We start from the raw sequence: 16636 nt of genomic DNA on the forward strand, positions 1-16636 counted from the left end.
TAAAGATATCACTCAGGTAAATAATAAATGAGATCAATCACTCAAAAATTAGTTGATCTACTCGACGTACAACAATTGGATGATGGTCTATTTCAAGGGCAAAACACACGATTATTTGGATCACACCTTGTGGGTGGGCAATTGGTGGCACAAGCATTAATTGCCGCATCAAAAACCACCAATCGCCCTGCACATTCATTACATGCTTATTTTATTCGCAGTGGTCGCACAGATATTCCAATTTTGTTTAAAGTTGAAAATTTAAGAGATGGCAAAAGTTTTGCCACTCGCCAAGTCTATGCTTGGCAAAATGGCCATATTATATTTTCAGCCATGGTTTCATTTGCCAATATTGAAGCAGGTTTAGAAAATCAGATTGAACCGCCTCACTACCCTTCGCCAGATGAACTGATCCCAGAACAACAACTGAAACAAATGATTTATGAGGATGTTCCTGAACCTGCACGCGCAATATTTATGCGTCAATTTTTTATCAATATCCATCCAGTGCAGCCATTCAACCCATTTAAACCGATAAAATTAGACACAAATTATGCTGAATATTTTCAAACCTTTGAAACTATTCCTACTCAACAAGATACACTCATGATGCACCAAGCCATTGCTGCATATTATTCTGACTATAACCTGCTGACGGTTTCACTTAGACCACATGGTGTCAGTTATGCGAACGGCAGTGTACGTAGTGCAAGTTTAGACCATAGCATTTATTTTCATACAGATTTTAGAGTAGATGAGTGGCTACTTTATGATATGAATGCAACACTATCTAGCCAAGCTAGAGGGCTTAATTTCGGGCGGATATGGCAAGATGGTAGATTGGTGTGTAGCGTTAATCAGGAAAGCTTAATGCGGCTGAAGCAATAACAAGATGTTTCTATAAGCTTGTATCAATCATTCTACCTATTACATTCACACAAAATATAAAGACTGATCACGGTATTCAGTTACAATCAAAATCATGTCATATCCCTGACATGATTGTAACGATAGCGATAAGCATGACAAAAATGCCAGTAGTGAACGTGAATATAAAGCTTAACCATAACTTAATGAAGACAAATGGACTTTGTTGAGTGAGTAAAAATCAATGACTGATGAACAAACAGTAAAGTGCCCAAAGTGTGGCTCTACAGACTTAGAACGCCGTGACCATGAACAACTTTTAGGCAAAGCAGGCAGTGTATTATTGACTTCTGCGGGTGCAGCAGCAGGAACTGTAGGCGGCGCTGCCTCTGGTGCGTCAATTGGTGCAGCTATTGGAACTGTTGCAGGTCCATTAGGTGTTATTGTCGGTGGAACTGTAGGAACCTTCGTAGGTGCAATCAGTGTTGGAATTACTGGTGGATTTCTAGGAAATCGCTTCGGTAAACGAGCAGGTGTGATTGTTGACCAAAATATCTTTTTTGATTACCAATGTAAAAAATGTAACCATCGCTTTAATTTAAAATAATAAAATTCAAAATATCACTCGCCAAAGAACTTCTCTTCTAATCCGTTAAAAGCGTGATAAAAGAGAAGTCTTTCAATTTTTATGCAGCTACCCACAAAATATCAAAAATTATGGGTTTAACTTTTTAACCGTTTCGCCTAGACGTTTGCCCTGTTCTGCACATAAAGCTTTTTCATCGGAACTTAAGTTTTGGTCATGACGTGGTCCACTGACATGACTAACCCCATACGGCGTACCGCCTGATTTGGTATTGGATAAGGCTGGATTGGCATTGGTCAAACCCATGATCATCATGCCATGATGAAACAATGGCGGTAGCATCGTTAACAAGGTACTTTCCTGCCCACCATGCATTGAACCTGACGCGGTAAATACACAAGCGGGTTTATCGTGTAATGCACCATTTAACCAAAGACTTGTGGTTTGATCCCAAAAGTATTTCATTTCAGATGCCATATTGCCAAAACGTGTTGGTGAACCTAAAGCTAATCCTGAACAATTTTGTAAATCATCCAATGTACAATAAATATCGCCATGTTCTGGAATGCTGGCTTCTGCTTCTTTTACAACAGTGGAAAGGTTAGGCACCGTCCGAATTTTTACTGCCACACCCGCCGCTTCTACACCGTTGGCAATCAAGTGTGCCATCTCTTTGGTAGATCCATATTTACTGTAATAGAGTACGAGAACATAAGCTTGCATAGAGATTTCTTGATTTCAACATAAGAAAATAAAACTATACGGTATTTTTCTGCTTTTTTGGGTAAGCTAGACAATGAAAATGTAAGACATACTGAAAAATAATTGAGATCAAAGATATATATGCTTGAATTACTTAAAAAACTACCCTTCTATGAAAAAACTTGGTTTCAATTCATTCTTTTTGTAATTGGTCGTTTTGAAGCAGATCGTTGTCGTGAACAGGCGGGTTCACTCACTTATACGACATTATTTGCTGTTGTTCCAATGTTGACTGTTTTCTTGGTTATTATCTCATCAATCAAAGCCTTAGAGCCTGCTAGACAACAACTCCAGCAGATGATTTACAGTAATTTCTTGCCGAAAACCAGCATTGCTTTCGATAAGGCTTTTAATGTCTTTACTGAGAATTCAAGTAATTTAACTGTTATTGGTGTGTTGTTTTTATTCATTACCACAGTACTGATGCTTACCAGTATCGAAACGGTTTTTAATCGGATTTGGCGTGTTCAAGAAACGCGTAATGGCATCATTGGCTTTATGCGTTATTGGACCATTATTTCTTTAGGTCCGATTTTATTGGGAAGTGCCTTTGTCATTTCATCAACATTGGCCTCTATGAATGTTTTAAGTAATAACTTTGCTGGTTATGAAGTTGATGGTACGGCGTTACTTGGAGTCATTTCTTTTGCACTGACCACTTTAGGCTTTTTCATTTTATATTGGACCATTCCAAATCGTAGTATTCCTGTTCGAGCGGCTGCGATTGCAGGTCTTTTCGGTGCGATTGCATTTGAGCTACTTAAAAACCTATTTGGTTTTGTTATGGCAAATTTCACCAGCTATACCCTTGTCTATGGTGCTTTTGCTGCTGTACCAATTTTCCTATTATGGATCTTTTTATCGTGGAATATCGTCTTATTGGGTGTGGAAATCAGCTATGCCCTTACTGCATTTCATACAGGTAAAATCCAGACCCGCCATCCTGTGTTGATGATGCTCGATATTCTAGAATTATTTTATAAAAAACAAAAAACGGGCGAAGTGGTAACTGATGCAGAAGCACTCAATATTTTAGGTCGCGGTGAAATTGGACGCTGGCCAGTTTATATCCAACTTCTAGAAAAACAGAATTTGGTTAAATGTACTGACAATAATGAATATGTGCTGGTCAGAAATTTAGATGAAATTGATTTCTGGTCATTCTATACATCATTACCTTATACCCTCCCTCGTCGTCATGATGTTGAACATGTACATGATGATGATGTTTGGATGAAACATATCGGTCCAACCTTAATCGAATCCGATGAATATTTGGCAGCCAAATTATCGATTCCGCTTTCAACCATTTTGGATGATAAGTAATTTTAATCAAGATAGATAAACAACTTCCCTTTCCAAGCAATGCCCATTGGAAATGGGAAGTTATATAACTTTTTGATGAATCATTATAATTTCGCAATAGCCAAATCCACTGCATAAAGCGGATAAAAGACACCACAATGGTATGAACCTGTCTTTTTTATAGGATATAATTCAAAGTGGACAACAGATCTTTTTTATTCAGGCAATCTTTGCATGACAATAACAAAAACAAGCGAGAAAAATATACTGACTCAACTCAGTACCAATGATGAGATTATTGCACCATTATGGCTTATTTTTCGACATGATCCCGCACTGTCTGTTTATCCTAAACATGGGCATGCTTGGGGCGAATTTATTTATGCCTTTAATGGGGTAATGGAAGTCAATATTGGTCAAATTAATTATATTACGCCCCCTCCATATGGAGTTTGGTTACCACCAAATACGCAACACAGTGGTTTAAATCGGACTCCTGTTTCCCATGCAACTTTGTATGTTCATCAGTCCTTATGTAGAGCCTTACCCCAACAAGCAGGAATTCTTTTAACCTCACCCTTGGTTTCAGCAATTTTACAGCACATCAAACAGCACCCAATGCAAGCATCTGAGCCTGAATATTTGCGGCTATTACAGGTGTTACTTGATCAATTACAACATGCTGAGTTAATCGGTAGTTATTTACCCCATACCAATCATGCTGCCTTAAAACAAGTTTTGGATTTTTTACATGCCCACCCTGCTGATCACAGTACGCTAGAGGCTTTAGCCCAACGGATTAATATGACTGAACGTACCTTGGCAAGACTGAGTCAAAAAGAGTTGGCAATGTCACTCAATGAATGGCGACAACGCCTTAAAGTCATGAAAGCGATGTCTATGCTCAATGAGGGAAAAACGGTTGAAAGCATTGCACTGGATTTAGGTTATGCCAATGCTTCTGCTTTTATCAATATGTTTAAACGTTGGATGATGTGTACCCCAGATCAGTTTAGAAAATTGTTGCATCGCTAAATCAACTTTTTAAATTTTGAGTAGATGAAGTGGAGTGATCTAAATACAGATAATCAATAATCTTCGCGACCAATCTATACGCCGATCTAAAAATGCGTGGGCTGCCTTTAACTTTGGGTTATGTAGTAATTTACCAAAGTCATCCAGCTTTTCTGCTTCTTCGCTATCAAAGCGTTTCGTCCAAGCTTCTGCACGATAGCTAAAAAATAGCGATGCTGTAAATTTCAACTGATAAATAAAGCGGGATATATCCCAAAAGTTAGTGATGAATTATTGTTTTATAAAACTGTAGAGAATAAAAAACCCAATGCGTATTGATTATAAATAAACACTGGGTTACTTGAATTTTAAATGCTTATTTTACAAAAGTTTTCCAAACAAAATCTTGGCTTTGACCATGTAAAGTCATACTCAATTGATCACCAGAAGCCAATGCTGCAACACCTGCAGGTGTCCCTGTCATCACCACATCCCCTGGTTCTAAAGAGAATACTTGGCAGATGTCTGCGAGTAAGCAAGCAATATCAAAAATCAATAAAGCCGTATCGCCTTTTTGTCGAACTTCATCATTGACTGCAAATTCAAATGTAACAGCCGACCAATCTTTAATTTCATCCACACTGACCCAATCTGCCAGTACACATGAGCCATCAAAAGCTTTTGAACGCTCCCAAGGCTGGCCTTTGCCCTTTAAGTCATCTTGGAGATCACGTAAAGTTAAATCTAAGCCTAAAGTCACCGCACCAATCGCATCCAATACTTTATCTAAATTGGTTTCGCCCTTAAGTGGCTTGTCGATACGTAACGTCAGTTCACACTCATGGTGGCAATTTCCCCACGCCTCATTCCAAGAGATACCGTCTTGCAATGAAATCAAACTACTGGGCGGCTTGATAAATAAGACTGGACGATCTGGAATTGCGTTACCTAATTCTGCTGCATGCGCTGCATAACTACGACCGACACATACAATTTTAGATGGACGTGTACTCATATTGTTCCCTTCTTATTGCTCAGCGTTAAAAACTTTATAATTCCAAATTACTTTTTAAAAGTATTGATAAAAATCGTTTGATCTGCGGGTGTAGCAAATGCTCGTTTAGGCACAATCACCACAGTACGATTTTTTAATTCGATCATATAGGTAAGCTTGCCTTCTGCAAATTTATCTACATCTGAATAATGATGAACTTGTTTTGGACGGCCACTACTGAATAATTCCATATAGTCTTGAAATAATTCAATACCTTGTTCGCTTTTACCAAATTGATATTTAACGAATTGGCGTTTAAACATCATCGGTAAAAACCAATACCGCATCAGCATTTGCAGAATTAAGAAAAAAGCACCTAAGCAAACATAATATTTACCCACACCCTCTAAACCGAGGTAAATCCCCCAAACCATGATTCCGATGCTGACCAAAGGCGTGAGAAATTGGCTAATTTGCTTTTTACCAAAAGTTGCTAGTTTAAAACCATCTTGAGATTCTTCTAAATTAAGATAATAACGTGCAGATAATGCAGGCTGGGTGTCTGACATAGTTGCTTCAATACAAATGTTTTACGATACCAAGATATTACACTAGATTTTTCCAGCGAGATGCGGATTTTCATCTTGTTTTACAGAACACCTCTATTTTTTAAAAGTGAATCCTTTTAGGGTCTTTCATACAAATGATTTTTATAAAAACAAAAGATTGCCGCTTATCAAGGTACAAAAGGAATTGAGATGAAAGCTTTTTATTTAAATATCGGTCTCGTGCTCTTAATCGGTATCAGTCAAATCAGTTTCGCGAAATTGGTCACTTGGACCGATAATATTCCCAGCGCGTTAAAGCCATTTGACAATAATGCTCAGCAAATCGCAGCAATTGCACAAGACAATATTTTAATTTATGCCCATCCAGCGACCAAGACGTCGCTACCGACATTCAGCAAACAGCCTCAACCTATCGCTAAATTTTCAACAGCAGCCATTGTTGTGCCTGTAAGTAGCCAAGAAGTGGCTAAAACCTTAAGCCATTACACCCAATATGTTGGGTTATTCCCGACTTTAAAATCAGCAAAAGTCATAGAAACAGCAGGACCTGTCAGTCAATTGAAATATCGTATTTCCATCCCGACACCAATACCAGTATTGAATTTTAATGAAGATGTGGTGATGCAGCATCAAATTGGACAAAATAGCATTTCAACCATGGTGATTGATGGCCCAATTCCTTATGCATTAGGGAAATTTGAATGGTTCAATTTAGCTGACAACAAAACCTTAGTGACCCTGACGCAATGGGGCGATTCAAACCAACCGCAGGGTTTCCTATTTAAGAAAATTTTAAATGCTTTCCCTGAAGTAAAACTGGCGATTCCAAATGGTTCGAGCGCCTTTGTTTTAGAAGCACTCAAAAATAAATATACGGCTAAAAAAGTGACGGCATTAAATGCAGGGCAACTGCCTAGCCCACAATTAAATACAGCTCAAATCAATAAAATTGTTCAGGTCAGTGCCAACGCGTAACAGCCCGTCAGTATTGTACTTAATCCTGTCACTGTACCTTATACCCATGGTCGAGAGGTTTTACGCTTTACCACAAGCTATCAATACTTAAATGCCACCCCGCAACAATTACAACGTTGGACACAACCCTTATCCTATAAAGAGATTTTTCCAAAACAAATCAAAAGTATTAAAACCACAGTGCTCAACACACAAGCACAAGATGCAGACTTTAAAGTCAGTGTTGGATTAGGGGTTATTAGTATTCCTTTTGATTTTAAAATGCATTTTAGCTATCCCAAAGCCACCGAAAATAACTTCTATGCCAATGGCGGTGATCTACGTTATCTCAAAGGTCAAATTCAATTTTTACCCCAAGGCAATAACACCTTACTCAAAATGACCACTACCATCAAAATTGATGAAAAAGCACCATTCTTACTCAAAGCAGCACGTAGTTTACCCTACCATGAAATGTTACCGGCACTGGGTGCAAACGCAATTTTTGCTCAAAAAGTAAAATAGTGCAGATTGAACTTTTAAACTCAATTAATCAGCAAGATGTTTGATTGTTGTGCCAATATTAAACAGAAAATATAACGGGATTGCGATCAGATCACCGACTAAAGTGACGGGGGTTAAGGCTATTTTCTGCAACAGTGTTTTAGAATGTAATGAGTATTTGGTTTTTCCTTGTGTATACATCGCAATTGTATAGTTCTGACTAAAGTTCTGAAATTTCATATTTTTAATTTCAGCGTTTAACCCCACTACACGTCCAACCAATCCAATTTTTCTTTGATAAAATTCAGAGTTTTCCCGGCCATATTCGTATTGACTCAGTCCAAGTCGAGATAACTTATTTTCTTCCTGTCCAGTTAAATTCTTTTTTGCATAATACAGTTCAATATCACTACTAAATTGAGCTGCTTGTGGATTTTTTTGATCATCGCTTTCCGGCATTAAAGACAAGCTAAAATAATTGTCACTCGGACGGACTGGTTTGATTCGCCAATACTTGGCGTCTAAATCAGATCGAATGGTTTCTAAAATTTCCTTATTTCCAATATCAATCATATACGCATATTTTTGCCCAACCACGATTAAGGAGATATCTACATTGTTTATATCATGGCTATTTTTTGAGGAAGCATTTTCTTTTAAATAGGCAAAACCGACAATTTGATCCTGATCTACAATTACTCGATCTGCATGGGTTGAAACCACTTTACCCGTCGCCAACCTACCAGAATCACTGTTATTCCACAGAATGGCGGTACATCCAGTCATTTGACTGATGACCAACACGATAAAGAATGAGAGATATTTATTCATTAATGATTGGCCTTATTTTTATTATCTTGCTCATTGTGCCATCATTTAGGCACAAAAAAACCGCAATAAAGCGGTTTTTTTAATATTTTATCAAGTTGGTGCGCTCAGAGAGATTCGAACTCCCGACCCCTTAGTTCGTAGCCAAGTGCTCTATCCAGCTGAGCTATGAGCGCGACGTCTTGATGGGACGCATTATACGCCTTTTCATTTTTTTGTTAAGGATTATTTCAATACTTAAGCACCAAGTGTTTAGTATTTGGGCTATTTATCTTTAAATCGACAAAAACCTAGAATCTACGTATTTATACACTGCTTGCATGCTGTTTCATTTGAAATTGAATTAAATATTTTTCAGTAAACAACCAAAATAAATAGCCAACTATACTCAATAGGATTCCAGCAGCACACACGGCATACCATCCCCAATGACCATAGAGTGTTGTTGCCAGTAATGAGCCCACTGCACTACCCAATGCATAAAATAACATATAAGCACCCACCAATCGCCCATGTAGTCGAATATCCGCTTGGAAGATCAGACTTTGATTAATCACATGGATTGATTGAATAGCTACATCTAATAAAATAATCGCTAAAATAAAAATCCAAATTGAAAAATATAAGCAGTTTAAAATAACCCAAGCTCCGATCAGTAGTAGAAACGCATATTGTGTAACACGCTGCGCATAGCCTCGATCAGCTAACCCACCAACACGGATTGCCATAACTGCACCGATGGCACCAATGATGCCTAAAAAACCAATCAAGCTATGTGAATATTCAAAAGGCTGAACAGATAAAGGAAACACCAGAGCATTCCAAAACAGATTTAAATTGACGAAAATGATGAAAGCAAGTACACCTCTAATCTGTAACACTCTATTTTTAAACAATTGTTCAAACAATGAAAAGATTATCTGGGAATAAGTGAATTGCTGAGTAGGATCTTTTTCGATGCAGATAACAGCTAAGTATTTCCATAAAAACACACTGATCATACTCATACATAATACTGAGAATATATATACCCCTTGCCATCCAAACCAATCGGCTAAACTACCAGACAGTACCCGAGATAAAAGTATACCAATCAACACACCTGCTTGGACTGTACCCACGATTTTGCCGCGTTCATCAGCAGCCGCCAAAACTGATGCATAAACAATTAAGCCTTGGGTCATCGCTGTGCCCAACATGCCCACAATCAGCATACTCAATAACAACGTGAAAATATGATCTGAAAAAACCAACAAGATTAAAGCTAGGCATAAAATGATGGACTGAAACAACATCAAAGATTTTCGTGGTATAAAATCGCCTAAAGGCACAATAAAAATTAATGCAATGATTGATCCCACTTGAGTTAATGAAACAACTAACCCCACCCACGAATAATCTAATTTAAAATCTTGAGCAATAAGATCCAGCAATGGCTGTGCATAATAAACATTTGCAACACTCAATCCAGCAGCACACGCCAACAACATGACCAAGATTGGAGAAAGATGGGATTGTTGTTGCTCTCTTGTTTTATTGCGCTGATGATGATCTGTTTTGTTCATTTTGCACCAATCTGGTTTTAATTTGCAACCAGATTAAATTACGCAATCTTGTTTTAAATTGCAACTAGATTTATAGTCTATTTTTAAGATGAAATATGGACAACTGATGAATCAAGATAAATATGAAGCTTGCCCAGTTGCGCGGTCAGTGCAATTGATTGGAGATCGTTGGGCTTTATTGATCATTCGCGAAGCTTTTGATGGGGTAAAACGATTTAGTGATTTTCAGAAAAATTTACATGTCGCCAAAAATATTTTGTCTGATCGATTGGCAAAACTTGTTGATGCTCAAATTCTAAAGAACCAACCGGCATCTAATGGTTCAGCCTATTTGGAATATGTGCTCACTGCACAAGGTTATGCACTGTTTCCAATCATCGTGGCATTACGTCAATGGGGTGAGCAATTTTTATTTGCTGAGGATCAACCACATTCTATTTTGCTTGAGAAAAATACAGGTGATGAATTGGCACTTATGCAGCCAATGACAAAAAAAGGAAAACATCTACTTGCACAAGAGACCTTTGTGAAAAAGATCAATTAAATGCAAATCATGTTTTCCCAGTTAAAGTGGATACTCGTTTTAAAGAGCAAACTTAAGTTTTAATGGTTTTACTCAACCAATAAATCTTTTGGATTAATGCTATCACCGTAGACAGGTTTTAACGTCTTTTCATATGCTTGCTGGATAACCCCTGCTTTAGATAATTTTTCTAAGTCTTGATTCAACCAATCCAATAATTCTTTATCACCCTTCTTGACTGCAGGTGCAATCAAATCATGCTGACCCAAGCTGGTAATACCCACTGTATAATTTGGGTTCTCTTTTGCCCAAGCAAGTACCAATAAATTATCATGTGCCAAAGCCACACCACGTCCATCTTTCAAAGCATCAAAGGTCTCTGTATTCTGCTCGTACTTTTGTAATTTAATTTCAGGATGTGATTTGCTAAAGAATGAGTCTGCTGTCGTGCCTTTATTGACCAATAAAGTCTGGTCTTTAAGTTGTGCAATATCTGTAATTGGCTTGGCTTTAGGCGATACAACACCCAAAGAAACTTTTAAATAAGGCTGAGCAAAATCTACAACTTCCTTGCGTTCAGGTGTCACGGTGAAATTAGCAAAAATAATATCGACCTTATTGGCTTTAAGGTACTCCACACGATTGGCAGCCTCCGTTAAAACAAATTGAACTTTGTTTTCATCTCCTAATAGGTCTTTGGCAACATGCTTAGCAATTTCCACATCAAATCCTTGGTTTTTACCTTGTGAATCCAAGTAACCAAAAGGTGGCTTATCACTAAACACCCCGATACGAACCACACCATTTTTCTTAATTTGTTCAATACTTGAGCTTGTTTTTTCAGTTTCAGCAGTTTTTTCAGTTGTTGAAGCATTTTTATTACACGCCGCCAACCCTAAGCTAAGCACAGAGGCTGCAAGTAGATGAGTCAGCTGTTTTATTGATATGTTCATTTAATTTTCCTCTAATCTATTTTCATACTTAAACGATGATTTCTTTTCGTATTTAAACGCTTTGATGCAATTTTTATTTCGGTTTCACATCCAAAAAGACTTGAGCGTCCACAGTTCCACCGTAAACTGGCTTTAAGGTCTGATCATAAATCTTCTGAATTTCACCTGTTCTTTGTAAGCTTGAAATTTCAGTATTGAGCCAATTTAGAAGTTGGGTATTGCCCTTTTTCACTGCAGGTGCAATAAAGTCTTGATTACCAATTTGCTGAATTCCCGCCGTAAATGTTGGATTCTCAGCTGCCCATGCCAAGGCATAAGTACTGTCTTGAGAAATTGCATCACCACGACCATCTTTCAGTGCATTAAAAGCATCAGTATTTTGTTCAAACTTTAATAAATTAATTTTTGGGTAATTCTTAGTGAAATAAATATCTGATGTCGAGCCTTTATTGACGATCAAGGTTTTGCCTTCGAGCTGCTGAATATTGGTAATCGTCTTGGCTTTAGGCGATACAATGCCTAAAGCAGCCTTTAAATACGGTTGGGCAAAATCAACCACTTGTTTACGTTCAGGAGTGACTGAAAAACTGGCAAATACCGCATCTGCTTTACCCGATTTTAAAAACTCCACACGGTTAGCAGCCTCAGTCACCACAAATTCAACTTTATTTTCATCCCCAAGCAAATCTTTGGTCACTCTTTTTGCTAAAGCGATATCAAAACCTTGTGGTTTACCTGCACTGTCCACATAACCAAATGGTGGATTATCTGCAAAAACAGCCACACGAAACACGCCCTGCTTTTTAATCTGATCTAATGATTGATCATTCTGGGTATTTTGCTCCGCTGATGCAATTGGTTCAGTTGGCTGACTACATGCGCTCAACATTCCCATACATAAGGCCACACTCAATGTTCGAACAACGTTGGAAATATTAAAAAAATTCGATGGTTGAGTTAAATAAGATAAAGCCATACATCCTCATTTTTATAGATCATTATGTGTTGCTATTAGGGTGAATATTGATGTCTAAATTACTGTTAATAATTCAACATATTTAAAAAGGCTTTTGCCCGTTCAGTCTGTGGATGCTCAAAAAATTGTTCAGGTGTGGCTTGCTCAATAATTTTGCCTTTATCCATAAAAATAATTCTGTCGGCGACTTTTCTGGCAAAAGACATTTCATGAGTCACGATCAACATGGTCATTCCTTCATGTGCAAGTTTTAAAACCACATCTAATACTTCACGGACCATTTCAGGGTCTAAAGCAGCGGTGATTTCATCTAGCAGAATCACTTGAGGCTGCATCACCAATGAACGCACAATTGCGATACGTTGCTTTTGCCCACCCGATAACTGTCGCGGATAATCTCGCTTACGATCGTATAAACCGACACGTTTCAATAATTCGTCTGCAACTTTCTCAGCTTCAGCTCTTGTTCGTTTTTGAACTTTTAAAGGGCCTAATAAAATGTTATCAATCACATTCATATGCCCAAAAAGTTCATAGTTTTGAAACACCATGCCAATTTTTTGACGTACATCCACCCACGCTAAATCTTTGCCCAATACACCTGAGCCAGCTAAATTGATTGTGCCCCCCTGTATTTTTTCCAAGCCATTGATACAACGCAACAATGTGCTTTTTCCACATCCCGATGGACCAAGGATCACCACGACTTCACCCTGTTTTACGTCCAAATCTATGCCTTGTAAAATATGACTTTCTGCAAATGATTTCTGTAAATGTTGTATAGATAACAAAGTCATGATTACTCCCAAACTTTTTCTAAATGCGTCGCTAAACGGGATAAGGGATAGCAAATGATAAAATATAAAATAAAGATCAAACCATAAATCCAAAGAGATGCATTCGGAACAATTAACAGCGAATTTTCAATAATTTGCTGTCCAACTTTAATTACTTCGACCACGCCAATCAGCACTGCCAAAGAGCTGGTTTTAATCATACGCGTGAATAAATTGATTGCGCCTGGTGTGACTCTTTTTAAACTCTGTGGGAAAATCACATAGCTCAAAGTTTGCATAGGACTCAGGCCAAGTGCATGTGCAGAATCGTGTTGATGTTGATCTATCGATGTGATGGCAGCACGAACTAGATCGCCCATTTCAGCTGTGCCCCATAATACAAAGACCACAATACATACCAGTACCGCTGAGAGCTGCCAGTTAAACCATGTTGCAAAGCCAAAATAGAAAACAAACAATAAAACCAGAATTGGAATAATCCGAATCGCTTCTAAATACAATCGACACAAACTTTTAATCAGTAAATTTTTTGACGTCATTATGACACCGAAAATCGTGCCAAAAATTGCTGAAAAAAATACTGATATAAAGGCAATTTTTGCAGTAACCCACAGCCCTTCCAGTAATCGTGCAAGATGACTGGGTTGAAACAGATAATCAAATTCCATGGCTCACCTTCCGACTGCGGTATTCCAGATAACTGGTGAGAATAGACACAGGCAATAAAATAATCAGATAAGACATGATCAAGAGAAATAATGCTTCTGTGGTTTTATAATCCATACCAATTAAGTCTTTGGTGACAAACAATAGTTCCACCACTGCAATGGCACTCACCACAGAACTTTCTTTAATCAGAAATAAACAATTTGCACCAATTGCAGGAATTGAAATTGCTAGAGCTTGAGGGAAGATCACATATTGAAAAACTTGCAGTGGATTCAGTCCTATACTTTCACCTGAATCAATTTGCCCTTTGGCCACAGCTTGTAAACCTGCACGAAAGGCTTCAGCCATATAGCTTCCACCTAGAAAAGTTAGACCAATGACCCCACAGCTAAATCCATCAATTTTAATCCCCAGTTTTGGTAAACCGTAATAGAGAAAAAATAACTGAATCAATAAGGGCGTATTGCGTGATAATTCAATGTAAATTTTGACAATTTTGTCAAAGACCCGTACCCGATAGGTAATGAGAATACTGCAAATTAAACCAACCAATATTGCGAGAATAATACTGATGATTGAGATTTTGAGTGTGGTCACCATTGCTGAAGCAAACTGTGGCATCACACTGTAGATATATTGCCAATTCAAAGAAATCGTCCAAAATAATTATTTTATTGTTACGCTCTAAAGCAGAAAAAATGATTTGGAACCATCTTACAGTGAGAATTTTTTCTAAATAAATATGATTATCAGATAAGCTTTTCTATAAAAATAATGCTGGATAATGCTTACTTTTTTGTGAGAAAAAATCAGCGAAGTTAAAATTGAATATTCATCAACCCCAAGCAATTATTCGACATTCACTACGTCTAACAATTCCATACATTCAGCACAGAAGATGACAGATTCATTCTCTAAACTTTGGATTTGCAGTTCATAAACAAACCCTGTCAACGTGCGATTACAGCCATCACACTGTTGCAGGTTGAAATGACAAATAAAATCAACATGCTGGTAAATATAATATCCATCTGTATATTTCTTCATGTTCTTCTTTCTAAAGCTTCGGTTATTTTAATTATTTTAATGTTTTTAGCCCTAGAATAGATGTTCTAATCCTTGCGCTGCGACAAGAATAGACGTGTAAAAAAGGATAAAACTCATTTTATTTAAATTCCAACTCAATCAATCGTGTACTATTATTTCATCAATATTTCTATAAAAATTCAGATAATAAAAGGAAAAAAAATGGGACATTACTCAACACTTTTGATTTCATCCGATCTCGATAGAACTATTGGGCAAATGGATGAAAATGAAACCTATCAAGAAGTTAAATACTCTATTCCGTTATTTTGGTTGGCCTTATTTAAAGTTGAAGACATTACCGCTATTCAAGATGAAGATGACTTAACCTATTACGTCTTTCGTGCAACGATCTTAAAAAGCTGTGAAACGTTTAAATCCAGACTCAACATATGGTCAGCACTCTATAATGATGAAAAAGTAGCAATTTTAGCTCAATCATTTTTACAATATTTACAACGTACTCCAACATTTTCAGTCGAGTTAAACATTACTGATATTATGGGAATGATGATTGATCCATTTAGCATAGAAACTAGAAATGAAATGGTGGATATGATCCATTTCATCGAACAAAAACATCGAGATCCCAAAAGTCCATCACCTTCAAAATATTGGCTGCCAAAATCTTTCGAACTTAATACACCCCAAAATCGATATTTAGATATCGATGGTTTTGGAGAGTCTTTACTCCCCTGTTTTGAGGTCGATAAATGGTTAAGTAACAATGAAAAGACACAACAGCCTGTTAAAAACAAATTCAATGCGTCTTTTGATGAGGTCCATTTTTATCGAATGCTGCTATCCAAAGCTGAAATCTCACCAAACAGTTCATTCGGTTTTAAACATCGGTTTTTAATTCTGATGCGAATTAAAAATAAGGAATTACGCAAAAGGCTCTTTCAAATATTTTTCTTTAATGAAATCCTATTTTTCTGTTTATTATGGCTTAGTCTAAGTTTAATTAGCATCTTTTTTCTTTTTAAAATTAGCACTTTTTCCTATTTAGAGATAACTGGCATTATTATTGGGCTTATTGCATTTAGCTATTTTATTTTTCGTAAAATAGCCAAGAGAATCAATATATTCAACCAACTAAAATCATCAATCTAAATTTCAGGTACAAAAAAACCGCAACGTATGCGGTTAATTCTTCAAGTTGGTGCGCTCAGAGAGATTCGAACTCCCGACCCCTTAGTTCGTAGCCAAGTGCTCTATCCAGCTGAGCTATGAGCGCAATACTTGTGTTGCCAAAAGGCATTCGTTACATCATGATTAACTTATTGGTGCGCTCAGAGAGATTCGAACTCCCGACCCCTTAGTTCGTAGCCAAGTGCTCTATCCAGCTGAGCTATGAGCGCGTCATAAGTAATCGTTGGCGGTGAGAGAGGGATTCGAACCCTCGATACAGTTACCCGTATGCATCCTTAGCAGGGATGTGGTTTCAGCCACTCACCCATCTCACCGTAACGAGCCGCCATAATACAAACTAAAACCCGATTCGGCAAGTGATGACATTAAAAAAAATAGAGAAATTTACTCAATTAAATACTTTTTAAGCGATTTTCATCATTTTGTTGTTTTTTTATGCTGCAAAACAATCACAATCTACAAATACAAAGAAAATTTCTCTAAAAATTAAATTAAAAACACAATATTGCAATCAATTACGTGCAGTATTCCA

The 16636-nt window shown here is 37.3% G+C and carries 17 protein-coding genes, 4 tRNA genes and 1 pseudogene; 7 read left to right on the forward strand and 15 right to left on the reverse strand.

Annotated features, from left to right (window positions below; translation table 11 throughout):
* Nucleotides 1–27 precede the first annotated feature (27 nt).
* Nucleotides 28–888 (forward strand): acyl-CoA thioesterase, encoded by an 861-nt coding sequence (locus AC4CVF_RS21820; protein WP_419327690.1) that lies wholly within the window; start codon nucleotides 28–30, stop codon nucleotides 886–888.
* A gap of 223 nt (nucleotides 889–1111) precedes the next feature.
* A complete protein-coding gene (locus AC4CVF_RS21825) occupies nucleotides 1112–1474 on the forward strand; it encodes an FmdB family zinc ribbon protein (protein WP_209827964.1) in 363 nt (120 codons plus the stop codon).
* Between the two features lie 108 nt (nucleotides 1475–1582).
* Here AC4CVF_RS21825 and wrbA read toward each other — a convergent pair whose 3' ends face one another.
* Nucleotides 1583–2176 (reverse strand): NAD(P)H:quinone oxidoreductase, encoded by a 594-nt coding sequence (gene wrbA / locus AC4CVF_RS21830; protein ID WP_336953523.1) that lies wholly within the window; start codon nucleotides 2174–2176, stop codon nucleotides 1583–1585.
* 120 nt (nucleotides 2177–2296) lie between these two features.
* On the opposite strand from wrbA, the gene AC4CVF_RS21835 reads away from it, so the two are divergent.
* Together AC4CVF_RS21835 and AC4CVF_RS21840 are read left to right on the forward strand one after the other, a co-directional pair.
* Complete coding sequence (locus AC4CVF_RS21835) at nucleotides 2297–3541, forward strand: YihY family inner membrane protein (protein WP_336953522.1); 1245 nt, start codon at nucleotides 2297–2299, stop codon at nucleotides 3539–3541.
* A gap of 213 nt (nucleotides 3542–3754) precedes the next feature.
* Nucleotides 3755–4555, forward strand: a complete 801-nt coding sequence (locus AC4CVF_RS21840) for an AraC family transcriptional regulator (RefSeq protein ID WP_490789972.1) — start codon at nucleotides 3755–3757, stop codon at nucleotides 4553–4555.
* Nucleotides 4556–4910: 355 nt separating this feature from the next.
* Here AC4CVF_RS21840 and AC4CVF_RS21845 read toward each other — a convergent pair whose 3' ends face one another.
* Nucleotides 4911–5549 (reverse strand): fumarylacetoacetate hydrolase family protein, encoded by a 639-nt coding sequence (locus AC4CVF_RS21845; protein WP_234624066.1) that lies wholly within the window; start codon nucleotides 5547–5549, stop codon nucleotides 4911–4913.
* 47 nt (nucleotides 5550–5596) lie between these two features.
* Complete coding sequence (locus tag AC4CVF_RS21850; RefSeq protein ID WP_004816919.1) at nucleotides 5597–6097, reverse strand: YcxB family protein; 501 nt, start codon at nucleotides 6095–6097, stop codon at nucleotides 5597–5599.
* Nucleotides 6098–6286: 189 nt separating this feature from the next.
* Between AC4CVF_RS21850 and AC4CVF_RS21855 the strand changes: the two are divergent.
* Nucleotides 6287–7576 (forward strand): annotated as a pseudogene (locus tag AC4CVF_RS21855) (SRPBCC family protein).
* A 24-nt stretch (nucleotides 7577–7600) separates the two neighbouring features.
* On the opposite strand, the gene AC4CVF_RS21860 reads toward AC4CVF_RS21855, so the two are convergent.
* The 3 genes from AC4CVF_RS21860 to AC4CVF_RS21870 form a co-directional block, all read right to left on the reverse strand.
* Nucleotides 7601–8386, reverse strand: a complete 786-nt coding sequence (locus tag AC4CVF_RS21860) for a hypothetical protein (RefSeq protein ID WP_490789973.1) — start codon at nucleotides 8384–8386, stop codon at nucleotides 7601–7603.
* A 96-nt stretch (nucleotides 8387–8482) separates the two neighbouring features.
* A tRNA-Arg gene (locus tag AC4CVF_RS21865) sits at nucleotides 8483–8559 on the reverse strand.
* A 129-nt stretch (nucleotides 8560–8688) separates the two neighbouring features.
* A complete protein-coding gene (locus tag AC4CVF_RS21870) occupies nucleotides 8689–9948 on the reverse strand; it encodes an MFS transporter (RefSeq protein ID WP_490789974.1) in 1260 nt (419 codons plus the stop codon).
* Nucleotides 9949–10054: 106 nt separating this feature from the next.
* On the opposite strand from AC4CVF_RS21870, the gene AC4CVF_RS21875 reads away from it, so the two are divergent.
* Nucleotides 10055–10492 carry a winged helix-turn-helix transcriptional regulator gene (locus AC4CVF_RS21875; RefSeq protein ID WP_336953517.1) on the forward strand — a complete coding sequence of 146 codons (438 nt, stop codon included), beginning with the start codon at nucleotides 10055–10057 and terminating at the stop codon, nucleotides 10490–10492.
* Nucleotides 10493–10560: 68 nt separating this feature from the next.
* Here the strand turns inward: AC4CVF_RS21875 and AC4CVF_RS21880 are convergent, their stop codons facing one another.
* From AC4CVF_RS21880 to AC4CVF_RS21905, 6 genes are all read right to left on the reverse strand, one after another.
* Complete coding sequence (locus AC4CVF_RS21880; RefSeq protein ID WP_336953516.1) at nucleotides 10561–11424, reverse strand: cysteine ABC transporter substrate-binding protein; 864 nt, start codon at nucleotides 11422–11424, stop codon at nucleotides 10561–10563.
* Between the two features lie 73 nt (nucleotides 11425–11497).
* On the reverse strand, nucleotides 11498–12319 hold the full coding sequence (locus AC4CVF_RS21885) for a transporter substrate-binding domain-containing protein (RefSeq protein WP_419327728.1): 822 nt from the start codon (nucleotides 12317–12319) through the stop codon (nucleotides 11498–11500).
* Nucleotides 12320–12465: 146 nt separating this feature from the next.
* Nucleotides 12466–13197: an amino acid ABC transporter ATP-binding protein gene (locus tag AC4CVF_RS21890; RefSeq protein ID WP_004725765.1), complete on the reverse strand. Its 732-nt coding sequence runs from the start codon at nucleotides 13195–13197 to the stop codon at nucleotides 12466–12468.
* 2 nt (nucleotides 13198–13199) lie between these two features.
* Nucleotides 13200–13865, reverse strand: coding sequence for an amino acid ABC transporter permease (locus tag AC4CVF_RS21895; protein ID WP_336953513.1), 666 nt, complete (start codon nucleotides 13863–13865; stop codon nucleotides 13200–13202).
* Nucleotides 13855–14514, reverse strand: a complete 660-nt coding sequence (locus tag AC4CVF_RS21900) for an amino acid ABC transporter permease (RefSeq protein WP_419327695.1) — start codon at nucleotides 14512–14514, stop codon at nucleotides 13855–13857. The genes AC4CVF_RS21895 and AC4CVF_RS21900 overlap by 11 nt, the downstream gene beginning before the upstream one ends.
* A 201-nt stretch (nucleotides 14515–14715) precedes the next feature.
* On the reverse strand, nucleotides 14716–14913 hold the full coding sequence (locus AC4CVF_RS21905; protein WP_336953511.1) for a hypothetical protein: 198 nt from the start codon (nucleotides 14911–14913) through the stop codon (nucleotides 14716–14718).
* Between the two features lie 258 nt (nucleotides 14914–15171).
* Here AC4CVF_RS21905 and AC4CVF_RS21910 point away from each other — a divergent pair, with 258 nt between their 5' ends.
* Nucleotides 15172–16065, forward strand: coding sequence for a hypothetical protein (locus tag AC4CVF_RS21910; protein WP_419819948.1), 894 nt, complete (start codon nucleotides 15172–15174; stop codon nucleotides 16063–16065).
* 47 nt (nucleotides 16066–16112) lie between these two features.
* On the opposite strand, the gene AC4CVF_RS21915 is transcribed toward AC4CVF_RS21910, so the two are convergent.
* From AC4CVF_RS21915 to AC4CVF_RS21925, 3 genes are all read right to left on the reverse strand, one after another.
* Nucleotides 16113–16189 (reverse strand) — tRNA-Arg (locus tag AC4CVF_RS21915).
* A 47-nt stretch (nucleotides 16190–16236) separates the two neighbouring features.
* Nucleotides 16237–16313: transfer RNA gene (locus AC4CVF_RS21920), tRNA-Arg, on the reverse strand.
* Nucleotides 16314–16328: 15 nt separating this feature from the next.
* A tRNA-Ser gene (locus tag AC4CVF_RS21925) sits at nucleotides 16329–16418 on the reverse strand.
* Nucleotides 16419–16636 lie beyond the last annotated feature (218 nt).

It is taken from the genome of Acinetobacter sp. LipI_19, assembly GCF_058242925.1.